Origin of the sequence: Rhizobium sp. BT04, assembly GCF_030053135.1 — a bacterium.
Taxonomy (GTDB): Bacteria; Pseudomonadota; Alphaproteobacteria; order Rhizobiales; family Rhizobiaceae; genus Rhizobium; species Rhizobium binxianense.
The window spans coordinates 125,663-144,222 of record NZ_CP125649.1 but is presented as its reverse complement, the minus strand read 5'-3'; the positions used below and the strand labels follow the sequence as shown (position 1 = coordinate 144,222).

19 protein-coding genes and 1 pseudogene are annotated in these 18,560 nt (G+C 62.9%); 6 read left to right on the top strand and 14 right to left on the bottom strand.

The window, feature by feature from the left end:
- Nucleotides 1–10: 10 nt before the first annotated feature.
- Genes QMO82_RS03025 through traA form a run of 3 tightly spaced genes read right to left on the bottom strand, consistent with a single transcriptional unit; the run spans nucleotide 11 to nucleotide 5,038 of the window.
- Entirely contained in the window at nucleotides 11–1,174 is a 1,164-nt protein-coding gene (locus QMO82_RS03025; RefSeq protein WP_183907005.1) for a conjugal transfer protein TraB, read from the bottom strand.
- Entirely contained in the window at nucleotides 1,164–1,730 is a 567-nt protein-coding gene (traF, locus tag QMO82_RS03020) for a conjugative transfer signal peptidase TraF (RefSeq protein ID WP_183907006.1), read from the bottom strand. Before traF ends, QMO82_RS03025 begins: the two co-directional genes overlap by 11 nt.
- Entirely contained in the window at nucleotides 1,727–5,038 is a 3,312-nt protein-coding gene (gene traA / locus QMO82_RS03015) for a Ti-type conjugative transfer relaxase TraA (protein ID WP_183907007.1), read from the bottom strand. Before traA ends, traF begins: the two co-directional genes overlap by 4 nt.
- 256 nt (nucleotides 5,039–5,294) lie before the next feature.
- On the opposite strand from traA, the gene traC reads away from it, so the two are divergent.
- The 5 genes from traC to QMO82_RS02990 all read left to right on the top strand — a co-directional run bounded on the left by traC (nucleotide 5,295) and on the right by QMO82_RS02990 (nucleotide 9,058).
- Nucleotides 5,295–5,591: a conjugal transfer protein TraC gene (gene traC, locus QMO82_RS03010; RefSeq protein WP_183907008.1), complete on the top strand. Its 297-nt coding sequence runs from the start codon at nucleotides 5,295–5,297 to the stop codon at nucleotides 5,589–5,591.
- 4 nt (nucleotides 5,592–5,595) lie between these two features.
- The gene (traD, locus tag QMO82_RS03005; RefSeq protein ID WP_183907009.1) at nucleotides 5,596–5,811 is read left to right on the top strand and encodes a type IV conjugative transfer system coupling protein TraD; all 216 of its coding nucleotides are present in this window, start codon (nucleotides 5,596–5,598) and stop codon (nucleotides 5,809–5,811) included.
- Complete coding sequence (traG, locus tag QMO82_RS03000) at nucleotides 5,804–7,771, top strand: Ti-type conjugative transfer system protein TraG (protein WP_183907010.1); 1,968 nt, start codon at nucleotides 5,804–5,806, stop codon at nucleotides 7,769–7,771. The genes traD and traG overlap by 8 nt, the downstream gene beginning before the upstream one ends.
- Before the next feature lie 372 nt (nucleotides 7,772–8,143).
- On the top strand, nucleotides 8,144–8,605 hold the full coding sequence (locus QMO82_RS02995; protein ID WP_210306219.1) for a thermonuclease family protein: 462 nt from the start codon (nucleotides 8,144–8,146) through the stop codon (nucleotides 8,603–8,605).
- Between the two features lie 195 nt (nucleotides 8,606–8,800).
- Nucleotides 8,801–9,058: a WGR domain-containing protein gene (locus QMO82_RS02990; protein WP_183907011.1), complete on the top strand. Its 258-nt coding sequence runs from the start codon at nucleotides 8,801–8,803 to the stop codon at nucleotides 9,056–9,058.
- Between the two features lie 33 nt (nucleotides 9,059–9,091).
- On the opposite strand, the gene QMO82_RS02985 is transcribed toward QMO82_RS02990, so the two are convergent.
- The 4 genes from QMO82_RS02985 to QMO82_RS02970 all read right to left on the bottom strand — a co-directional run bounded on the left by QMO82_RS02985 (nucleotide 9,092) and on the right by QMO82_RS02970 (nucleotide 11,219).
- Nucleotides 9,092–9,265, bottom strand: coding sequence for a hypothetical protein (locus QMO82_RS02985; protein WP_183845370.1), 174 nt, complete (start codon nucleotides 9,263–9,265; stop codon nucleotides 9,092–9,094).
- Nucleotides 9,266–9,595: 330 nt separating this feature from the next.
- Nucleotides 9,596–10,087 carry a hypothetical protein gene (locus QMO82_RS02980; protein ID WP_183907012.1) on the bottom strand — a complete coding sequence of 164 codons (492 nt, stop codon included), beginning with the start codon at nucleotides 10,085–10,087 and terminating at the stop codon, nucleotides 9,596–9,598.
- Between the two features lie 337 nt (nucleotides 10,088–10,424).
- Complete coding sequence (locus QMO82_RS02975) at nucleotides 10,425–10,592, bottom strand: hypothetical protein (RefSeq protein WP_183907032.1); 168 nt, start codon at nucleotides 10,590–10,592, stop codon at nucleotides 10,425–10,427.
- Nucleotides 10,593–10,910: 318 nt separating this feature from the next.
- Entirely contained in the window at nucleotides 10,911–11,219 is a 309-nt protein-coding gene (locus QMO82_RS02970; protein WP_015341939.1) for a DUF736 domain-containing protein, read from the bottom strand.
- Between the two features lie 441 nt (nucleotides 11,220–11,660).
- Between QMO82_RS02970 and QMO82_RS02965 the strand changes: the two genes are divergently transcribed.
- Nucleotides 11,661–11,837 (top strand): hypothetical protein, encoded by a 177-nt coding sequence (locus QMO82_RS02965; protein ID WP_183907013.1) that lies wholly within the window; start codon nucleotides 11,661–11,663, stop codon nucleotides 11,835–11,837.
- 6 nt (nucleotides 11,838–11,843) lie between these two features.
- Here the strand turns inward: QMO82_RS02965 and QMO82_RS02960 are convergent, their stop codons facing one another.
- From QMO82_RS02960 to QMO82_RS02930, 7 genes and pseudogenes are all read right to left on the bottom strand, one after another.
- Nucleotides 11,844–12,767: an ArdC family protein gene (locus QMO82_RS02960; protein ID WP_183907014.1), complete on the bottom strand. Its 924-nt coding sequence runs from the start codon at nucleotides 12,765–12,767 to the stop codon at nucleotides 11,844–11,846.
- 302 nt (nucleotides 12,768–13,069) lie between these two features.
- Nucleotides 13,070–13,657: a hypothetical protein gene (locus QMO82_RS02955; protein ID WP_183907015.1), complete on the bottom strand. Its 588-nt coding sequence runs from the start codon at nucleotides 13,655–13,657 to the stop codon at nucleotides 13,070–13,072.
- A gap of 368 nt (nucleotides 13,658–14,025) precedes the next feature.
- Complete coding sequence (locus tag QMO82_RS02950) at nucleotides 14,026–14,433, bottom strand: hypothetical protein (RefSeq protein ID WP_183907016.1); 408 nt, start codon at nucleotides 14,431–14,433, stop codon at nucleotides 14,026–14,028.
- Nucleotides 14,430–14,789, bottom strand: a complete 360-nt coding sequence (locus QMO82_RS02945; RefSeq protein ID WP_183907017.1) for a hypothetical protein — start codon at nucleotides 14,787–14,789, stop codon at nucleotides 14,430–14,432. The genes QMO82_RS02950 and QMO82_RS02945 overlap by 4 nt, the downstream gene beginning before the upstream one ends.
- Nucleotides 14,786–15,665 (bottom strand): annotated as a pseudogene (locus QMO82_RS02940) (hypothetical protein). Before QMO82_RS02940 ends, QMO82_RS02945 begins: the two are co-directional and overlap by 4 nt.
- Entirely contained in the window at nucleotides 15,662–16,138 is a 477-nt protein-coding gene (locus tag QMO82_RS02935) for a hypothetical protein (protein WP_183907018.1), read from the bottom strand. The pseudogene QMO82_RS02940 and the gene QMO82_RS02935 overlap by 4 nt, the downstream one beginning before the upstream one ends.
- Nucleotides 16,139–16,233: 95 nt before the next feature.
- Nucleotides 16,234–17,976 (bottom strand): ParB/RepB/Spo0J family partition protein, encoded by a 1,743-nt coding sequence (locus tag QMO82_RS02930; RefSeq protein ID WP_183907019.1) that lies wholly within the window; start codon nucleotides 17,974–17,976, stop codon nucleotides 16,234–16,236.
- Between the last annotated feature and the right edge of the window lie 584 nt (nucleotides 17,977–18,560).

Sequence of the window (18,560 nt, the reverse complement as noted above, 5' to 3'; positions counted from 1 at the left end):
TCCTTGGAACTCATGTGTTGAAGGAAAAGATGACGGGTTTGTCGAACAGGCGCGCCCAGGCCTGCGTGCTCGCGCGCTGGATAGCCACGATGGATGTCCCCTTGGTCCACCAGCCGTTGCCGACGGCAATGACGACGTCCGGATCGTGGAACATGGAGTGGAGGACGGGCCAGACGATCAGCTGCTCGTAGCAGATCAGAGGTGCGGCCCGACTGTCGGCAACGGTCACGAAGGGACTGGTGAAGAAATGGGCGCGCGCGCCGCCGCTTGCCCCAAGCAAGGGACGCCAAGGTTGCCACATCGAGCCTGGCACCGGCATGCGCTCGCGATAAAGGAGGCGACTCTCGTCACCGGAGATCGCGATCAGAACATTGTCGTATCCGCCTGCATCGACGACAGCGGCCCCTGCGATGACGGTGACGTTAGTTCCCCGCAGAGCTCGCACCCAGAGCCGTTCGACGGTCGGCGTCCAGAAGCCAAGCGCGCTTTCGGGGAGTACGACATGGCGGATGTCACCGGATGCCCGATCCGTCACCGTGGCAATCAGATCACGGTAACGCTGCATGCTGGTGTCCCGGCCTAGCGATGCGCCCAATTCGAGATCGACGCCCTGCCAAGCTTCGGGTAGCGTCGGCTCGGTCCAGAATGCGGCGGACCACGCCCAAAAGCCTAGTAGGGCGATTGCGACAGCCGGCCACATGCGGGTTACGAGGCCCATGAGGCCGGCTGTCGCCGCAGCCAGTCCCCACCATCCCCATCCTGGAAATAGCACGCCCGCGGCCGTGATCGGATGAGCCCAGCCGGTAATGCCGAACGGCGGAATGGCCATCAGAGCCGCTGCCAGGAGATAGTGGCCCGATCGAGCACCCGTCCTCGTGGTCCAGAAGCTGGTATGCACGATGACGAAGCCGGCGGACGCACAGAACCAAAGCAACAATCCCGGCCGGAGGTCCGAGGAGTAGAAGTTCGCAACGCCCTGCGGCAATCCCCGAGAGGCCGCCAGAAAATAACCGGCCGAGACGACCGCGGCAGTCAGTCTCGTTCGCGCAAGCGCCCAGAGGACAGGAAATGCCAGGGCGAGTGGAAGAAGCAGGGCGTGACCGCTCCATCCCACCCATCCGACGATGACAGACCCTACAATCAATGCGGTTGGCTGGAGGTACTCACGGCGCATAGGTGAACACCGGTTGCGCCAGGCCGAGGATACCGGAGGCGGGCAGCGGGCCGAAATAGCGCGAGTCATACGAGCTCCTGAACGGCGAATGGAGAAAGACGCTGTCGTCAGGTACGACGCCGCCGGGATATGGCTTCATCGGCCGGCCATTGCCGTCCCGCTCTGCCGGAGCGGACGAAGGAACTGGTCGCCCATCGATCGTGACGCCGGCGCCGATTTCGACATTCTGCCCGGCAACGGCGACGACCGTCTTGATGAGCGGCGCGACGCCGCCCGGGCAGGTGCCGGAGCGGAGATAGCCACGCTCTCTCGCCTCCACCATCGCCGCCGTTTGCGGAGGGCAAATGAAGATGAGGTCGCCACGAGACACCGGGCGATCGAGCGCCACGATACGCCAGAGGCCGAGGGGTTCGCTCGGTGTCAGGTTGATGCGAAAGCCGCCGACGATTGCCGCACCAACACCGGTGCCAACGATGGACGTCGCCAAGGCCAAGAGCACGATTGCATTCGTCCTCTGAGCGCGTCGCATCCCAAACGCAAACACGGTTATCTTCATTTGAGCGAGAGCCCCTGGCTCTTCGTCTGACGCAGGGTCTCCGCTTGCTTCAGCGCCTCGGTCGTGCGCTCATGCGCGGCGAGCTGCTGCACCGTTCGCATCGAATTCCACCCCGCTTGAACCTCGGCTTTCTGTCCGGGCGTCATTCCCGAGGTCACGGTGTTGAAGGTCTGTCCATTCGGGTCCTTCGCGGCAAGCGACAGGAAGGTCCGCTCGCCGAACCGCTCCGATACAACCTTGGCGAAACCCTCCAGTTCCGCCTTCACCATTTTGTCGGCGAGCGCATATTCGAGGCCGGCAGGCAGATCGTTCCGCTCGATCGCGTCGCGAACGCGCTCCAATGTCAGTTTTGCGTTTGGCGACAGTGCAGGAATATCGATCGAGACCTTCAGACGGACGGCCCGTTCTTCGACCTCGAACTTGCGTTCCGCCTCCGCCCGCTGGCGCAGATAGCGCTCAAGATTACGGGCCAGCGCCGGCGCATTGGTCTCAGCCTTCTCACGCTCCTGCCTGTCGGCGCGGCTGGCGAACATCCCGGTTTTGCCCTTCAGCGCACCGAAGTGTTCAGGGTTCGATCCGATCGTCGCCAGCGTGGATTTCGCAATGGTCTCGTCCTTCAGCATTGCATCGACATTGACTGCCTTGAACGCGCTTTCCGGCTGGGCGTAAACGAGGTGGAAGCGGGTCGAGACCTCCTCCCATTGCTTCTTTAATCCTGGATCGGCGGCGACCTTGTCCTCCATCACCTGGTCGATCGATTTGGTGAAGGTTGTGATGCCCGAGACCATCGGCTTTGCCTCCTTGGTGCTGTTTTGGGTTGGGGACTGCGCGGCGCCGCGAACGAATCCGAGCTTGCCGGCGACGGCGGCAAGGCGGGCGCCGAGATTGGCAAGTTTTTGCTTTTGGCTGGCGACCCATTCCAGCCGGTCTCGAACCAGGGTTCGGGCGACGTTAACGAGATGCAGACCGTGGGCTTCGGCAAACCGAAGCGCCTCGCGATAGAAGGCGCTCTTCTCGTAATCGAGAGTCGTTTCCTTCGCATTCCTTCGCGACAGGATCGGGATCAACCCGCCGTTCTTCGCGAAGGATCTGCGACCGTAATAGACGGCCAGGTCCTCACGATGACGGGTCATGGCGACATAGGTGAGATGGCGGTCCAGTGAAAGGGAGGCCAGCACCTTGACCTGATCGACGGTGGCACCTTGGCTCTTGTGGATGGTCGCGGCATAGCCATGGTCGAGGTTGTTGTAGAAGCGCTGTTCGACCAGCACGTGGCGGGCATTCTCCCCATCGCCGATCCGCGCGGTGATGCGTCCTGGCGCCACGTCGACGATCCTGGCCAGCATGCCGTTCTTGATGCCCAGCGATCCCTCGTTCTTCAGGAACACGATCTGGTCGCCGACGGCGAAGTTGCGTTCGCCGTCGGCGGTCTTGAACATAGTTCCCTGGTCGAGAACCCCGCGTTCGATGAGTTTGATGCGCGCCATCTGGTTGAGCATGCGCACGTCGCGGCGCAGATGAGCCAGGATAAGAGACGTCTTCGCCGGATCGTAATCGCGGTCCCAGGCAGCGATGAGGTTGTCGACCGCGTCGGCTTTCAGGTTCGATCCTATTATCTTGCCGTTGGCGCGGTAAGCATCGACTGCGCTGCCGACCTTGCCACGCGCGAGATCAAGCGAAGCATCGCGCATCCATTGCTGGCGCTGGCGATAGATCGTTTCGAGTTCGGCATAGCCGATGCGATCGGCAATGGCGCGGAAGGCGGCACCTGCCTCGATCGGTTGAAGCTGTTCGGTATCGCCGACGAGAACGAGCTTGCAGCCGGCCTTCACCACGGCTTCGATGAACAGCGCCATCTGCCGTGATGACACCATGCCGGCCTCGTCAAGAACGAACACCGTCTTGCTATCGAGCTGATCACGGCCTTGGTGCCAACGGAGTTCCCACGACGCAAGCGTCCGAGAGACGATGCCCGCTTCCTTCTCCAGGCCCTCGGCCGCCTTGCCGGCAAGTGCTGCGCCGACGACCCGATAGCCGGCCGCTTCCCATGCCTCTCGCGCCGCCTTCATCATCGTCGTCTTGCCGGCGCCGGCACGGCCGATCACGGCAGCGATCCGCTCAGGTCCCGCTACATGTTCGATGGCTGTCTTCTGCTCGTCCGACAGACGCTCATGACGCGCAAATGTCGCGGCAAGCACTGTGTCACGAACGTCATGCGACGAACGCTGAGACAGCCAGATGGCGCGATTGGCCATCTCCGCTTCCAGCCGGATCATTTCGCGGGTCGTGTACTTGGCCGGCTCGCGGGTACCGCTGGCAAGGTCGACCCGTTCGCGCTCGATGCGGAAGGTTTCGGGGCAGAGCAGGATCCGAACCATCAGGTTTTGGAACAGCACCGCGTCGTCGACGTAGCGGTGCAGGATCTTCGCCACGTCCCGTTCGTCAAAGACGCTCTTCTCACGCATGATCAGGTCGAGGACGAGTTCGGGATTCCTGTCGATGCGCCTGACGTTTTCTCTCCGCCTGGCGTCCTGCAATTCCAGGCGTTCGAGCTCCAACGGCTTGGAGGCACCATCGAATTTCCGCTCGATCGCCTTCGTGCCGACGCCGAGATGGATGGTCGGCTCGAGATCGATCCCTTGCTTCTCGAAGGAGCGACCATCGACGCGAATGTCGAGACCGGCGAGCGCCAGATGCCGGTTCTGGCAGGCAAACCAACCATCGCGAAACGCGTTGAAATCGTCGATGCTCCCAGCCCAGAGCTCATAGACGATCTTGCCGGCGTCGTTGCGGATCGGACTGCCGTCCGGTCCTGTTACCGGGACCTTCTTGGCGCCAAAACCGTCCGCAGTCAGCGGTCGCAAGGTCGACATCAGATGAACATGCGGATTGCCGGGCGCGTCATGGTAGACCCAGTCCGCTACCATGCCTTTTGCCGTGATGTGCTGCGCAACGAAATCCCGCACCAGCGCGATGTTCTGCTCGGCGGTCAGCTCGATCGGCAGGGCGATCGTCACATCCTTGGCGAGCTGCGCGTCGGAGCGCTTCTCGAAATCTTCGACCCTGTTCCAGAAAGCCTCGGAAGCGCCGGACACCGAACGATCGGCAATCATCGAGCGCAGCCATTCCGGCGCGTCGGCGGGAATGACGAACTCCTCGTGCAGCAATCCCTGCTTGCGGGTGTAATCGATCGTGCGGGCTTCGCGCTCGAATTCCATCTTCGCGCAGTGCCGGTAGGCGGCCGACAGCACGGCGCTGCGGCCAGAGCCACGGGCGACGACGCTGACGGAGAAATGGGGGACGGCCACGGCGGAACTCTTTCCCGGTTGCGAACGAAATCAATGGGTTCGTCGGAAGCGGCAGGCCTGCCGGGGGCCTCAAGCTAGGGCGTCGCTTCAGCGACGTATAATTGCGCCCTTCGGATCCGCTCCTTCGGAACGGCCGGGATCATTCACCAAAGCTCGCGCTTTGGCGATTGTAGGATTCACAGTAGTGCGTTCCGCACTCCGCTCCCTGAAGTTGGGTTCGAAAGAGACGCTTTCTCACCCAAGGGAGACAAACGGAATGAAGAAGCCATCCTCGAAAATCCGCGACGAAATCGCCAAACTCCAAGAGCAGCTCAAGGCCGCCGAGACCCGTGAAGCCGAGCGCATCGGTCGGATCGCCCTCAAGGGCGGCCTTGGCGAGATCGAGATCGACGAGTCCGAACTGCAGGCGGCCTTCGAGGACCTGGCGAAGCGGTTTCGCGGAGGAAAGGCCGCTACGACCGGAGGGAAGAAAGGAGGTAACGCCGGCGAAAGCAGCGCATCGTCCGCGCAGAACGCGGCTGGCGCGACTGCGGGCGGGACTGCTGAGGCTTGAGCGGATGGCACGCACGACCATGTCCGATGCCCGCAAGAAGGACACGCGGGAGAAAATCGAGCTTGGCGGCCTGATCGTCAAGGCCGGTCTTCGCTACGAGAAACGGGCCCTTCTGCTGGGAGCGCTGATCGATTTGCGCCAGCGGCTCAAAGCCGACGAGATAGAACGTTCACGGCTGATGGCGATCGGCGCGGAGGCCTTCGGGAAAATCGATGAATAGGATCCTGCTCTTCATTGCCCCAGCCGCACTGATGATCGTGGTCGCCGTTGGTTTGACCGGAATCGAGCACTGGCTGTCCGGTTTCGGAAAGACGGAAGCCGCACGGCAGACACTGGGCCGAGCAGGGATCGCGCTGCCGTATGTCAGTGCAGGGCTCGTCGGCATCGTCTTGACCAGCGCCGGCGCGATCAGGATCAAGACGGCTGGATGGGGCGTCGTCGCCGGCGGTGCGGCGACGATCCTAATCGCCGCAATTCGCGAAACGATGAGGTTGTCTGCGCTCACCGATAAGGTTCCGGCCGGTAAGTCCATTTTCTCCTATGTCGATCCCGCGACGCTGATCGGAGCGACGGCGGCGGCGATGGCCTCATGCTTTGCTCTGCGGGTCGCGTTTGCCGGCAATGCGGCATTCGCCAGTGCGGAGCCGAAGCGCATCCGCGGCAAGCGGGCGCTACATGGCGAGGCCGCCTGGATGACCTTGCCGGAAGCGGAAAAGCTGTTCGCTGATGCCGGCGGCGTCGTGATCGGCGAGCGATATCGTGTCGACAAGGACAGCACCACAGCGCGCGCGTTTCGCGCCGACGACCCGGAGACATGGGGCGCCGGCGGCAAGTCGCCGCTGCTCTGCTTCGACGGCTCGTTCGGTTCGTCGCATGGCATCGTTTTCGCCGGTTCCGGTGGCTTCAAGACGACGTCGGTGACGATACCGACGGCGCTTAAATGGGGCGGCTCGCTGATCGTTCTCGATCCATCGAACGAGGTGGCGCCGATGGTCGCGGCCCACCGAACGAGCGCCGATCTCGACGTGTTCGTCCTTGATCCCAAGAGGCCGGAAACAGGCTTCAATGCCCTGGATTGGATCGGCAAGTTCGGCGGGACGAAGGAAGAGGATATCGCCTCCGTCGCCTCATGGATCATGAGCGATAGCGGCGGCATGCGCGGTGTGCGCGACGATTTCTTCCGAGCCTCGGCATTGCAATTGTTGACGGCGATGATCGCCGACGTTTGCCTGTCCGGCCATACGGAGAAGGAAAGCCAGACGCTGCGCCAGGTTCGCGCCAATCTCTCCGAGCCGGAGCCGCAACTGCGCCAACGCCTGCAGGAGATCTACGACAATTCGGAGTCGGATTTCGTGAAGGAGAATGTCGCAGCCTTCGTGAACATGACGCCCGAAACCTTCTCCGGCGTCTACGCCAATGCGATCAAAGAAACCCACTGGCTGTCGTATTCGAACTATGCCGCGTTGGTCTCCGGAAAGACATTCTCGACGGGCGATCTTGCCGACGGAAAGACCGACATTTTCATCAACATCGACCTCAAGACGCTGGAGACGCATGCGGGCCTGGCGCGCGTCATCATCGGCTCGTTCCTCAACGGGATCTACAATCGCGATGGCTCGATGAAGGGTAGGGCGCTGTTCCTCCTCGATGAGGTGGCGCGGCTCGGTTACATGCGGATCTTGGAAACCGCTCGAGACGCCGGCCGAAAGTACGGCATCACGCTCATCATGATCTACCAGTCCATCGGGCAGATGCGCGAAACCTATGGCGGTCGTGATGCCGCCAGCAAATGGTTCGAGAGCGCGAGCTGGATTTCGTTTGCGGCGATCAACGATCCGGAAACAGCGGATTACATCTCGCGCCGCTGCGGCATGACGACGGTCGAGATCGACCAGGTCAGCCGCAGTTTCCAGGCGAAGGGATCCTCGCGCACGCGATCGAAACAGCTGGCGGCGCGGCCGCTGATCCAGCCTCATGAAGTTCTTCGCATGCGAGCTGACGAGCAGATCGTGTTCACCGCTGGCAACGCTCCGCTTCGATGCGGTCGCGCGATCTGGTTCCGGCGCGACGACATGAAAGCTTGCGTCGGAACCAACAGGTTTCACAGGCACGACGACACAGCTGAAACCCAGCCGATCGAGCCGGCGCGCAGTGCAACGAGCAAGGGCGATCGAGGATGATGAAGAGTATCGGAGAAATCAGCATAGCGACCGCACGAAGGGCGGGATTTCGGGAATTCTCGTCGTGCGAGAGCGGGAAATAGCGCAGCCGCAGGAGCCTCAACATAGTGGCCCGCAGGGGAGGCGGGACCGCCTGCGCCCCGCTAGCGCACACCATATTACCGACCCTACTGAAGGTCGAGGCCGAGAGTCTCCGTAAACGCAGATGAAACCGGGTCCGAGATAGGTTGAGGAAAGCAGGAGAGGAGCGGGCAAGTGGCGAATTCGAATGTGGTTCCGTTCAGGAGGCCGCGGAAATCCGGTGGCAAGGTCGATCGCCGTAGCCCGCAGGGAAAACCTCGAACGGGACAGAGCGGTCCGCGCAAATTACTGATGGCAGTCATCTCAGCCATCGTCGTTGCTGCGGCAGGCTGGCTTGCCTTCGGCGGCGCCGGCAACCTCCCCGGACTGCCGGCTGTGGCCAAGACACCGGTAACGGACTCGTCGTCGGCCGCGTTTTCAATCTGCGGCGGCGGCCGTCATGTGAATTGCGTCGTCGACGGCGATACGTTCTGGTTCCAGGGGCAGAAAATCCGCATCGCGGATATCGACACGCCGGAACTCAGCCCTCCGCGCTGTGAGGCGGAGCGGATCAAAGGCGAGGCCGCGAAAGCCCGCCTGCTTGCGCTGCTCAATGGAGGCAACTTCTCACTGGCGGCCAGCTGGCGCGACGAAGACAAGTATGGCCGCAAGCTCCGGACCGTAATACGATCAGGACACTCGCTCGGAGCCACTCTCGTCAACGAGGGCCTTGCCAGGCGCTGGGACGGTGCAAGACACGGATGGTGCGGCTGAGGACCCGCGAGAGGATCGTTGCCGGATGGCCGAAACCGCCCGGCGGGTTCGGGAGCGTAAGCGAGTAGAGCCGTGCGCCGAAGGCGTCTCGCCCAAGCCCACCACTCGCGTTTCATAACAGATCTGAATCAATCAATACCGACCGATTCATAAGTGTCGTTGGACGGGATTCCCGAGATCAGGGATTCTGACCTCATGATCGCGCAGCCCTATCACCTCTATGTCGAGCGCTCGGACGCCTTGAAGAACATGGCCCGCTACTATGCCATGTCGATCGAACCCAACCTGTTCGGAGACGTATGTCTCCTGCGCAAATGGGGCCGCATTGGAAGCAAGGGGCAGATGATGGTCCATCATTTCGGACGGGAAGAGGAAGCTGTCGAACTGTTTCTCGATCTGCTGCGTCAGAAGCGTAAACGCGGTTACCGCCCGCGCGCCTCTGTGCTGAGTTGAGAAAGGCCCGCCGAAACGGGCCTTGAACGCTCCTCATCGGCGCCGGTTCCAATCGGTCTCGAAGGACACCTCGATCTCGACGAAGAACGGGATCTTGATCGCAAGCTTCAGGCCGAGCTTGCCCTTGCGGAAGAAGTGGCTGATCACCTTGCCGAGAGTCCGGAGCCGGCGGCCGGTGGCGGCGAGGAATTGGGCGAGTTGTTGCATGGCGTTTCTCCTTTCGAAATGCGGTCATCGCGGGGTGAGAGCGCGGACCGGAAAGGAGGGATGCACCTGACAAGGCCGAAACGGACGTGGAGGACCTGGCGGCGGCTGAATTTTGCTGCGCGAGGAGCCGCGGCGCGGCGGGGAAAATTCTGTTGCCGCCAGGTTGCGTCCCGACGAACGGGCTGCAACATCCCCGATGAGAGATGACGGCAGGTCGAAAGGAAGAGGCTCAACTGGTCGTTCTCGCCATCATCGCGATGGTCTCGTCGGCATCTCAACGAAGGGCCGCTCTCGCCGCCCTCCGGATGATCGAGCCCGACGCAGGATTGATTATGATGCTGTGCACCTGATGTAGCTGACACGGGAGGCATTTACCGCGATACCGGTTTCCCGTGTGAGATCCTTGATGACCGGCGCAAGTGAGCCAAGTTCGTCGTCGGTGAGCGCGATCAGCTCCGGATAGTCGATGTCGACGCCGGTGTAGTCCGCCGTCAAAGCGATGGACCAATCGCCACCGTTGATGCGGTATTCGTGCGTGTCGAAATCGATGTCGAGCTCCTCCAGCAGGATGATGGTGAAGCGTCCGAAGATCTCGGTCTCACCTTCGAGCCGGTACGCGGCATAGTCGTCGTCGCCGGCAAGAACGCTCCGCTCCAATGCCATGATGGTCCGGATACGACCGGCAGCCGCCTCAAGCCCTTCGAGCAGTCGATCATGGAGCTTTCGCGAGACGTCGGTATCGCAGCCGAAGCGGTTTGCCAGGACGACGAGCCGGAAACCGGAAAGCTTGGTGTAGAGCGCAAGGTTCTGGTCAGATGTCATTGTGTGATCTCCTTCATCTTGATGACGGAGACCGGCCACTCTGTTGCAAAGAGGGGTCAAGGACCGCGGAACGCGGCTTGCAAGCGGGGGAACCGATTTTTTCGGGAAGCGAAGTGCAACGCAGCGGCGGAAAAATTGGGGGAGACCGCGCCGTCCTTGACGCCGGATTTGCTGGAGTAAACTGGGACGTCAGAGAGAGAAGAGACCCGCGGCCCCGGAGGGGGCGTGACCGTATCCGGCGCGAGCCGGCGGGAGTGTCGAGGGATGAAATTCCTGACAGCCGGAAAGCCGGTCGATCCGGCGGACCGGCTCATATTCCGGCAGAATGAGAGCCGCCTCAGAAAGGCGGCTCGGCCTCGATGATGCCGTCTTGTTCGGCAAGCGCCACGGCCAGATCGGCCTGGGCGAGCTGAAGCTCCGCTTCGACCTGGCGCCGCTCGGCGGCGTCGCAGGCGTTCCTCAACTCGGCGCGCAGTTCCTCGATGTGCTGTTCGATGGTCATCATCTCATCTCCTTGAGTTCGTGAAAGACGAGACGGCGGGGCGGGACGATATGACGGGGTCAAGGAGCGCGGAAGCGACCGGTGGAGCCGGCGAGTGGGGGTGCCGATTTTGTTGGAGTGGAGTGAAACGAAGCGGAGGCAAAATTGGGGGAACCGCTCGTCCTCGAGGCCGGCATTTCTTCCCGGCACGATAGCATCCACTGAGCAGACATATTCCGGTTCCGTATGGCACCGAAAAAGCCGTCGGCAGGCTCGATGCCTGCCGACGGCTTGTCTTTGTCGCCGGTTGGCCCCGCCTTGGCGGCGGGGCCTATCCTGATCTCAGTCGCGGTTGGGGCGGGACCAGATCAGCTGGTAGCCGTCCTCGCCCTCGACCTCGGTGAGCGTCGCGTAGATCGGAGCGGGGAAGCTCGGGTCGTCGAGCTTGACCGAGAGGTAGTCGCGGTCCTGCTCGGAGCGCTTCTGCCAGGCCGCACCCAGCTCGACATTGCCGGCGTAGATGCGGAAGTGCGGGCCCTTGTCGGAGGGGTTTTCGATGCGGGCGATGCGCGCCTTGACGTTGAGTGCGAGTGTGCGGATTGAGCCGTTGAAGCCGGTTTCGGAAGTGGTGAAGGTGCCGATGGTTGCCATTGTCGTGTTCCTTTTGCTGTTTCGGGCCGCGCCCATCGCGGTCTCGATGGCTGTCGCAAGGATCGGGGACGATCGGACCGCACCCGGAGGGCCGGAATGAAATGGAGGGCGGCAAGGAGAAACTTTGTTGTTCCGCGAGGAATGGGCGCACCGCGCTCAGGGGAAGAAAGTTTTGCAAGGCCGTTGCGGGAGGACGATCGAGGCGAAGCCGGTTTTCGATCAGACATGCCTCATCGAGCCCGCGAAGGACGTGCCTGGCTCAGGGCCAAAGGAATATGGCGATGGCAGCTCCGCCCCGACTGCCTGCCGGACCCTGCGACGGTGGATCCGCCGCCCTGTCCACATGTCAAAATCAGACGTCCGGGAACAGCCAAACGAGGGCGTTGCATTGGCCGTTCTTCGGGCTATCGTCGTGCTCGCGAATCGTCGCCTGGAGGATCTATGCGTCAGCAGCCAAAGCCGTTTATCGTCGAAATCAGGCCGTCCCGGAGGCTCAAGCCGATTGACCGGAAATCCTCGATCTGGGGCAAACTGGACCTCACGGCTGATCCTGATACGCTCACCGCGTTGAAGCCTGAACAGGTGCCGGCCGCTGGCGAGACCAACGACCGACGCTGACGGTCCTCAGGCAGCGAGCCGCTCGCCAGCGGCTTCGGGCTGCAGGGAGTGCAGGAAACTGGCAGCCCGCTGCGCATGTGCGGCCGCCTGGAAGATCGCCCGCCTGTCGTCGGCCAGGACCTTGAGCCAGGAGCCAAGGTACGAGGCGTGATCGGGGCGGGGTTCGAGCTCTGGAGCAATGCCGAGATCGGCGCACAGAAAGCAGCTGCCGAGTTCGGCGATCAGTTCCTCTCGCGCCCGCTCGGATTTGTCCTTTGCATAGCGGCTGAGGTCGCGGCCGAGGCGACGCGCCGGCGCCGTCCAATGCGTGACCTCGTGACTCAAGATCGCATAATAGCTTGCCGCATCCTTGAAGCTCTCAAACGGCGGCATCTGGATGATGTCGGCGGCCGGCGAGTAGAAGGCCTGGTTGCCACCGTGGCGAATCGCGGCACCCGTGTTGCGAAAGAACCGGTCGGCGTGGTCGATGCGCTCGACCGGATCGAGAACCAGAGCCGGCTCATGGCGATACTGGTCGGGAAGTCCGTCGATCTGTTCGACGTTGAAGACACTGTAGGCCTTCAGGAAAGGGATCTCCCGATCGACCTCGCCGCCATTTCCGTCGGTTTCGGACTTGGTGAACCGGCTGGCGAAGACGACCGTCGCCCCGGTCTCGCCCTTGCGGACGGCGGCACCCAGTTCGAGTGCCTGCTTGAACGTCATCCACGTGGATGACGTATATCCCCGGGCGTTTCCCTCCGACCAGAGAAGCAGCACGTTGACGCCCGAATAGGGCTGCCCGTTATGACGCAGCGGCCGGGTAATACGGCCGGCCATGTTCCCGGCTTTCCATGGCTTAATCCACGGCCGCACGCCCTTCGCCAGATCCTCAACGATTCTGTCCGTGATGCGGGTATAAAGATCGACCCGTTGTTTCTCCATATTGCTCATCTTCAGCCTCCAATTTGAGGCCGCGCCTATCGCGGCCCGTTGAGGAGGGCAGAAGGCAGGAGCCGATCAGCTGGCGGATGCACCGGAACGGCCGAAACTTAAGTGGAGGACGGCGGAGCCGTTGCATCTGCCGGTGGCTCCTGCAGACTCGACAAGCGAAACGGGCCGCGACGGGCGTGCCACCTGCCTGTTTTCCGTTTCCCTGTTGGCCGCGTCAGCGACACGAAAACAGGCCGGCTCCGTCAGGGAACCGGCCGTTCTCGCGTTTGTCGAAGGCGGGGCCGGAGCCCCGCCGGTAAGGCCTAGTCGAAGGCCGAGATCTGCACTTCGGCGGCCTTGCGGCCCAGCGAATGACCCGGCTGCTCGACCGGCCGGTCGAAAGGCTTCCAGGTCTCGCCGATCACCTGGGCATAGGCGGCGACTGCGCCCTCAGCCGCCATTCTGAGCGAATGGGCCTGTATGCCCATGTCGGCGGCGAATTCGCGCTTGCGCTGGGCGGCGCTGTCATAGCCGACGGGACCGTCGAGGTCCTCGTCGCGGGCATCGTTGGCGGCCTTTGCGGTGGCATCGCGCGCCTCGGTGACGGCGCGGCTATAGAACTGCCCGGCGCCGTGGGCAGAGCCGACGAAGGCGCCGACGATCCGCTGCAGGTGGATCTGCATGGCCTTGTCGCCCAGGCCATCACCGAGCGCATCGGCGGTGTCGATGACGAGCCGTTCGTGCAGGTCGCGAATGCCGTCGCTGTCGACGATCGCCGTGCCGAAACTCTCGGCGATCTTCAGGGCCTGGCTGGCGTCGGGGCATGTCAGCCGGACCATTTCGATGGTGGCGCCCTTGCGCAGCTGCACGACGCGGGCGGGTTGGCGAGAGGAGGGTGCGGGCGTGGCCATGATCGTTTCCTTTCGAGGTCGTCCGAACGGGCTCCGGCCCCATGCCGGCTTGCCCTTCGGTGCGGTCATCCCGAACCGGCGGAAGACGGGCGTTTCAGGGTCCGGCCTTGCCTGGACGAGCGGAGCCGGTTTGCGTGCGACGAGGGCAGCCTGCCCTCGAATGAGCACGCGAACCTGCTCCGTGAAGGACGGCGGGGTCCGGCCGCCCCGCGGCGCGACAGCGGCCTTGAAGCGCACGGCCGCCGGTTCAGACCGCAGCAAAACCGAAGGGCGATCCGGCAGGGGAGGAATCATGGAGTCCTCGAACGAAACGACAGGCGCTGCCGCCTGTCTCCACCCTTCCCGCCCGCTGACGTCAAGCGCTCGACCTATCGTCTATCCGGCTTGGGCAACCTGTAGGATTGTAGCCAGGTCGGACCGTGTGAGTTACGAAGTCCGCGCAGCAGACCGCCGTCATCATGCGGCGGCCCGCCCATCCAGGCGTTGTTGAGGATCGATTTCCAGCGCCTTCCATGCCTGGCCGCATAGGCCTGAACTGCGGCTTCCTGTTCCCGCGTCAAAGGCGGCAGGACCTCGCGCGCGAGACGAACGGCGCGCGTTTTTGGTCTGGGATCCGGCCGTGCTTCCCTCTGGGCGATCAGCCGCCTGAGTTCAGCGACACCAGCATTGAGGCAGGCTTCGCCTTCGAGGTGATGGAACTGCAGCCAGAAAGCGGTTCGCTCCGCCGGTGAAGTGCCGATGCCTGCTCTTCGCTCCAGGTCTCCGATCGTGCTCATGGCGTCCAGCCTCCACGACCCGAGTTTGCGACGACCTTGCCGTCGGAACCGGCTCGCGCCCGCAGCGACGCGAGTGCCGCATCCTGTCGGGCGAGTTTTCTCGAAAGCGCATCGATTTCCGGCTGACGCTCGGCGGTGATCGCTGCCAGGTTGGCCCGGTAGCGTTCGAGGAAGGCGCCTGGCTCCGGCGCCTTGCCACGACGATATCCGGACTGACGGCGACCAAGCTGGGGAATGATCGTCGTCATGCGTCGCAGGATCTGCCGGTCGATCAGATCGAGCTGGTGCTGCGTCTGCCGTCGCGCCGATTCCATTCTGGTAAACTGCGCGGCGCGGTGCTCGGGATTGGACATCATGCCGCCCTCCCGCGCCATGCGGCGAAGCTGGAGGAACCCTCATAGATGGCATGCCGTGTCTCATCGATGATGAATCCTAAGCGGCCGACCGCATACTCGTCGCTCCAGAAACCGGCGCTCTTCCACCCGCTCGCCGCGCGTGCCGCCGATGGTGGCGATCACCTCGGTCATACCTGGATGATGGTCCGAACGAAGTGCCGCGATGACGATCCAGTCGCCGGCATGTTCCCGTGCGAACGCCTGGGCGTCCTTCTCGTACGATTCGTCGGGTGCGAGCGACCGACCGAAAATCGTTTCCCAGGCATCCGGCCAGCTGTCGCGGATCGTCTTGTCGGCGCACTTGCGCTCATAGGTCGTGAACAGGTCCGGAAAGGTCAGCGCAACGATTGCCCAGGCGGCATCCTCTTCATACCAGCCGCCATCCGTTCTGAGCATCGAGTGGACCTTGGCATTGCGGGCGTCGGAGAGCCTGAAGCCGCCATGACCTGCCGTCGTATGGCAGACAATTCCGTCTGCGTATACGGTGGCGCCCTGCGACGGACCCCATGGCGTGCTGCAGGTCACCCGGACGGTCTGGCGGGACAGGAGCCTGAGTTCGCGGCCGTGTCCGGACTGTTCGATCATGCGGTTGCGGAAATCGGCTTCACCCTCGACAGAGCCGTGGTGCGAATAGAAATCATCGCGCTTCAGTTCGGCAAGCGGCTGGGACACGCGCCAGGCACTGGCTAGGAAATACTGACCATCCCGGGCGGGAACCATGGCGAAGACGAGATCGCCCACGCGCGCAACAGCCATGCCGTCGGCGCTTCTACCAAACTCCACCCCTGACGCTTCAGGGGCGGAGACTTCGGAGCATTGCGAAGGAAGCATACTCATGCCGCAGTCCTTCCCTCGACATGATCGGCGGCGACTTCGTCGGCCGTCACCTCCTCGAGAACGGCATGCGGATATCCATGCCGGGTGAGCCATTCCGCGGCCGCCTGCCGATTGTTCGCCAGGTGAACGAGCTCTGCATTAGCGCCGGGGCGATCGAAGACACGAACAGATCCAAGCGCGGGGCGCTCGACGACCTTGAACGTCAGGCCGCTGTCGAGCGAAATGGTCCGGTGGATACGGACGGCGATGATGCCATTTGCGCCGAGATCGCCTTCATGCAGCGTGAAACACGGTGTCAGACTGGTGGCGCCGACGTTGCGCTCGCCTTCCTTGCGGATCAGCCGACCCAGGCTATTGCGCGTTTGCCAAGCTGACAGCTTCTTCTTGTGGCGCTCGGGCGGTCTTGGAGTACCATCCGACCAGGCGACGATGGAGCCGATCGGGGCGAGGTCATAAATCAGAGACGCGGACATCGCATCCTCCTTCAAGTTTTTGCGGGTGGTGGAAACGAAACCGCCGCCGGGAGGACCGGCGGCGGAAGATCAAGGGGAGCAGGACCGGGCGGCGGCTATTCCGCCGCGATCCCGTAGGCGGTTTCCTCCTCGTCGGAGGCGGCATCACTCACCGGGTCGGTGACGAGATCGTCATGTCCCGTCGCCGTTGGATCGAACCCGTCGACACCGATGCTCTCGCCCTCAGCACCATCGCCGTCGTCGCCGACGAGATCATCGGCGTGCTTCATGAGATCTGCAATGTCCTTCGGGTCAGGCGCAAACAGCGCCGCCGGAAGGACGAAGGCAGCATCGGCCGCGAAATGATCGACGAGTGCCGCGCGGGTTTCGCGGACCCGTGCCCGCGGGACGAGATTGACCGATTTGGCTGCGGCTTCCAGCGCCTGACGCGACAGGCACAAGAGGAAATCCTCTGTCCCCATGTTCGGAAGGAAACCGTCCGCGCCGACTGCCTCACCGGCGATACGCGAGACCACGCCGCTGTTCGACATGCCGCGCCGGCATGAGAGCACATCGATGAGAACGGACCGGGCGGCGACACGCACGTTGTCCATGTCGAGCGACAACCTTCCGTCCGCGGAATAAAGGCGCGTGACATGACGCTGAAAACGCTTCGACCCGAACACGGTCTCGTTGGCGCCGGAATCGACCCGAACATTGGTACCGGCAAAGGCCATGACCAGGAGCGCCATCAGCATGTCGTCCTCGATCGGCGCGCGGGCGAGCGCCTCATGCAGCGCATCGGTACGGAAATCCCCGATCATGTCCTTGCCCTTCTGCGTGACCTCGGGCCTGGTCTTCCCGACGGCATCAGTATCGTCATCGGTCTCCCTCGTAGCGCCACCGGCGGGACCGGATCGCCCATCGGTTTTCCTGGGCTCCGGCATCCGATAGTGGACGCTCTGCACCTTGCCGTCGCGATCGAGATACATCGCGGTGCAATCGCCCTTGGCCGGCTTGCCGTAGATGCGTTCGGCCTTCTTCGGCAGGTCCGGCTGGCCCCAATTGTTGACCTCAACGATTGCGCCCTTCTTCGGAAGGTTACTCGCCATCCACTCCTGCTGGGCGCCGAGGAAAGCCTCAACATTGGTGGTGTAGCGATTGTCTTGATCGGCCGGGCCGAACAGGTCCTCCGCCCACTCGATACCGTAAGCCAGGCGAAGATCGTCGCCGAAGCTTGCATCGCGGGCATACATGCGGGTTTTCGAGAGGCCGTTGGCGATCTGCCACCAGGCTGCCGTGTCGCCCTTCTTCGGCTTGTGGGCTTTCCAGACCTCTTTCTGCTCTTCGGACGATGCGGCCGCAATCGTCCTCAGTTGCTGCTCGTTGGGCATGTCGCCCTTCGCCATCTGGTCGAGCATGGAGGGCAGCACGTTGGCGAGCAGACGGAGCTTGCGGATCTGGCGGACGGGGAGGGCAAGCGCCATGGCGATCGCCTCCTCGGTCCAGCCGAGCGCGACAAGCCGCTCGATGCCCCTCCATTGGTCGACGGGGTTCAACGGCTCGCGCGCGATGTTCTCGACCATGGAGCGCATGGCGCCGTTGTCGTTGGCCGCCTCGACCAGGATCACGTCGATTTCCTCGAGACCGGCGGCGATCGCCATGCGGGTGCGCCGGTGACCGGCTTCGATGACGTAACCGTTGCCGCGGGCTTCCGGGAAAATGACCGGCGGCTGGATCACGCCGACGGCCTTGATCGTCGCCAAAAGCAGGGCGTCGGCCTGCGGCGTCGATTTCGATTGGCGCGTGTTGTCGGGGTTGTCCTTCAGCGCACGCGGATCGACCTTCATGAGTTGCATGGGATGCTCCTTCCAGGGGATTGGACACGGCCCTCTGCCTGCCCTTCTCGCGTCTTCATTCTTTTCGAAGACACTTCCCGGACCGCGGAGCGGGCGGCCGGGTGCAACTGCGGCCGAGCATTGCTGCCGCGAAGGACGAGCGGGGCTGACAGCCCTGCGAAGGACGAGTGGCGGCGATGCGGAGGCGGCGGTTGAGCGTCAGCGGCGACCGGCGGGCTGCTCTGCGACCGGTTCAGCTCCCTCTTCCTTCTTTTCTCCCTTGCTTGCCTCTCATTTCGGCGGCTGACGCGTCGGCCTGCAAAACGCATCGGCTTGCAGGCGACTGGATGTCGATCGGGATAAGATGGGAGACAAAAAAATGGGCCAGCGGAAACCGCGGCCCATGAAGTGTGAAGGTCGATAAACCTCCAGAGGGGAACAGCTGCTGCGGCGGAACTGGGAGGAAAGCCGCCATGTGCATCAGCTGTGTGCACTATGCTCGATTTTTGACCACTTGGAAAACACATTTGTGCACTGCAGCTATGTGAGTGCTGCAGCGCTTCCAAAACCCGAGCGGACGGAATTCTGGCAAATAGCGTCGGAAC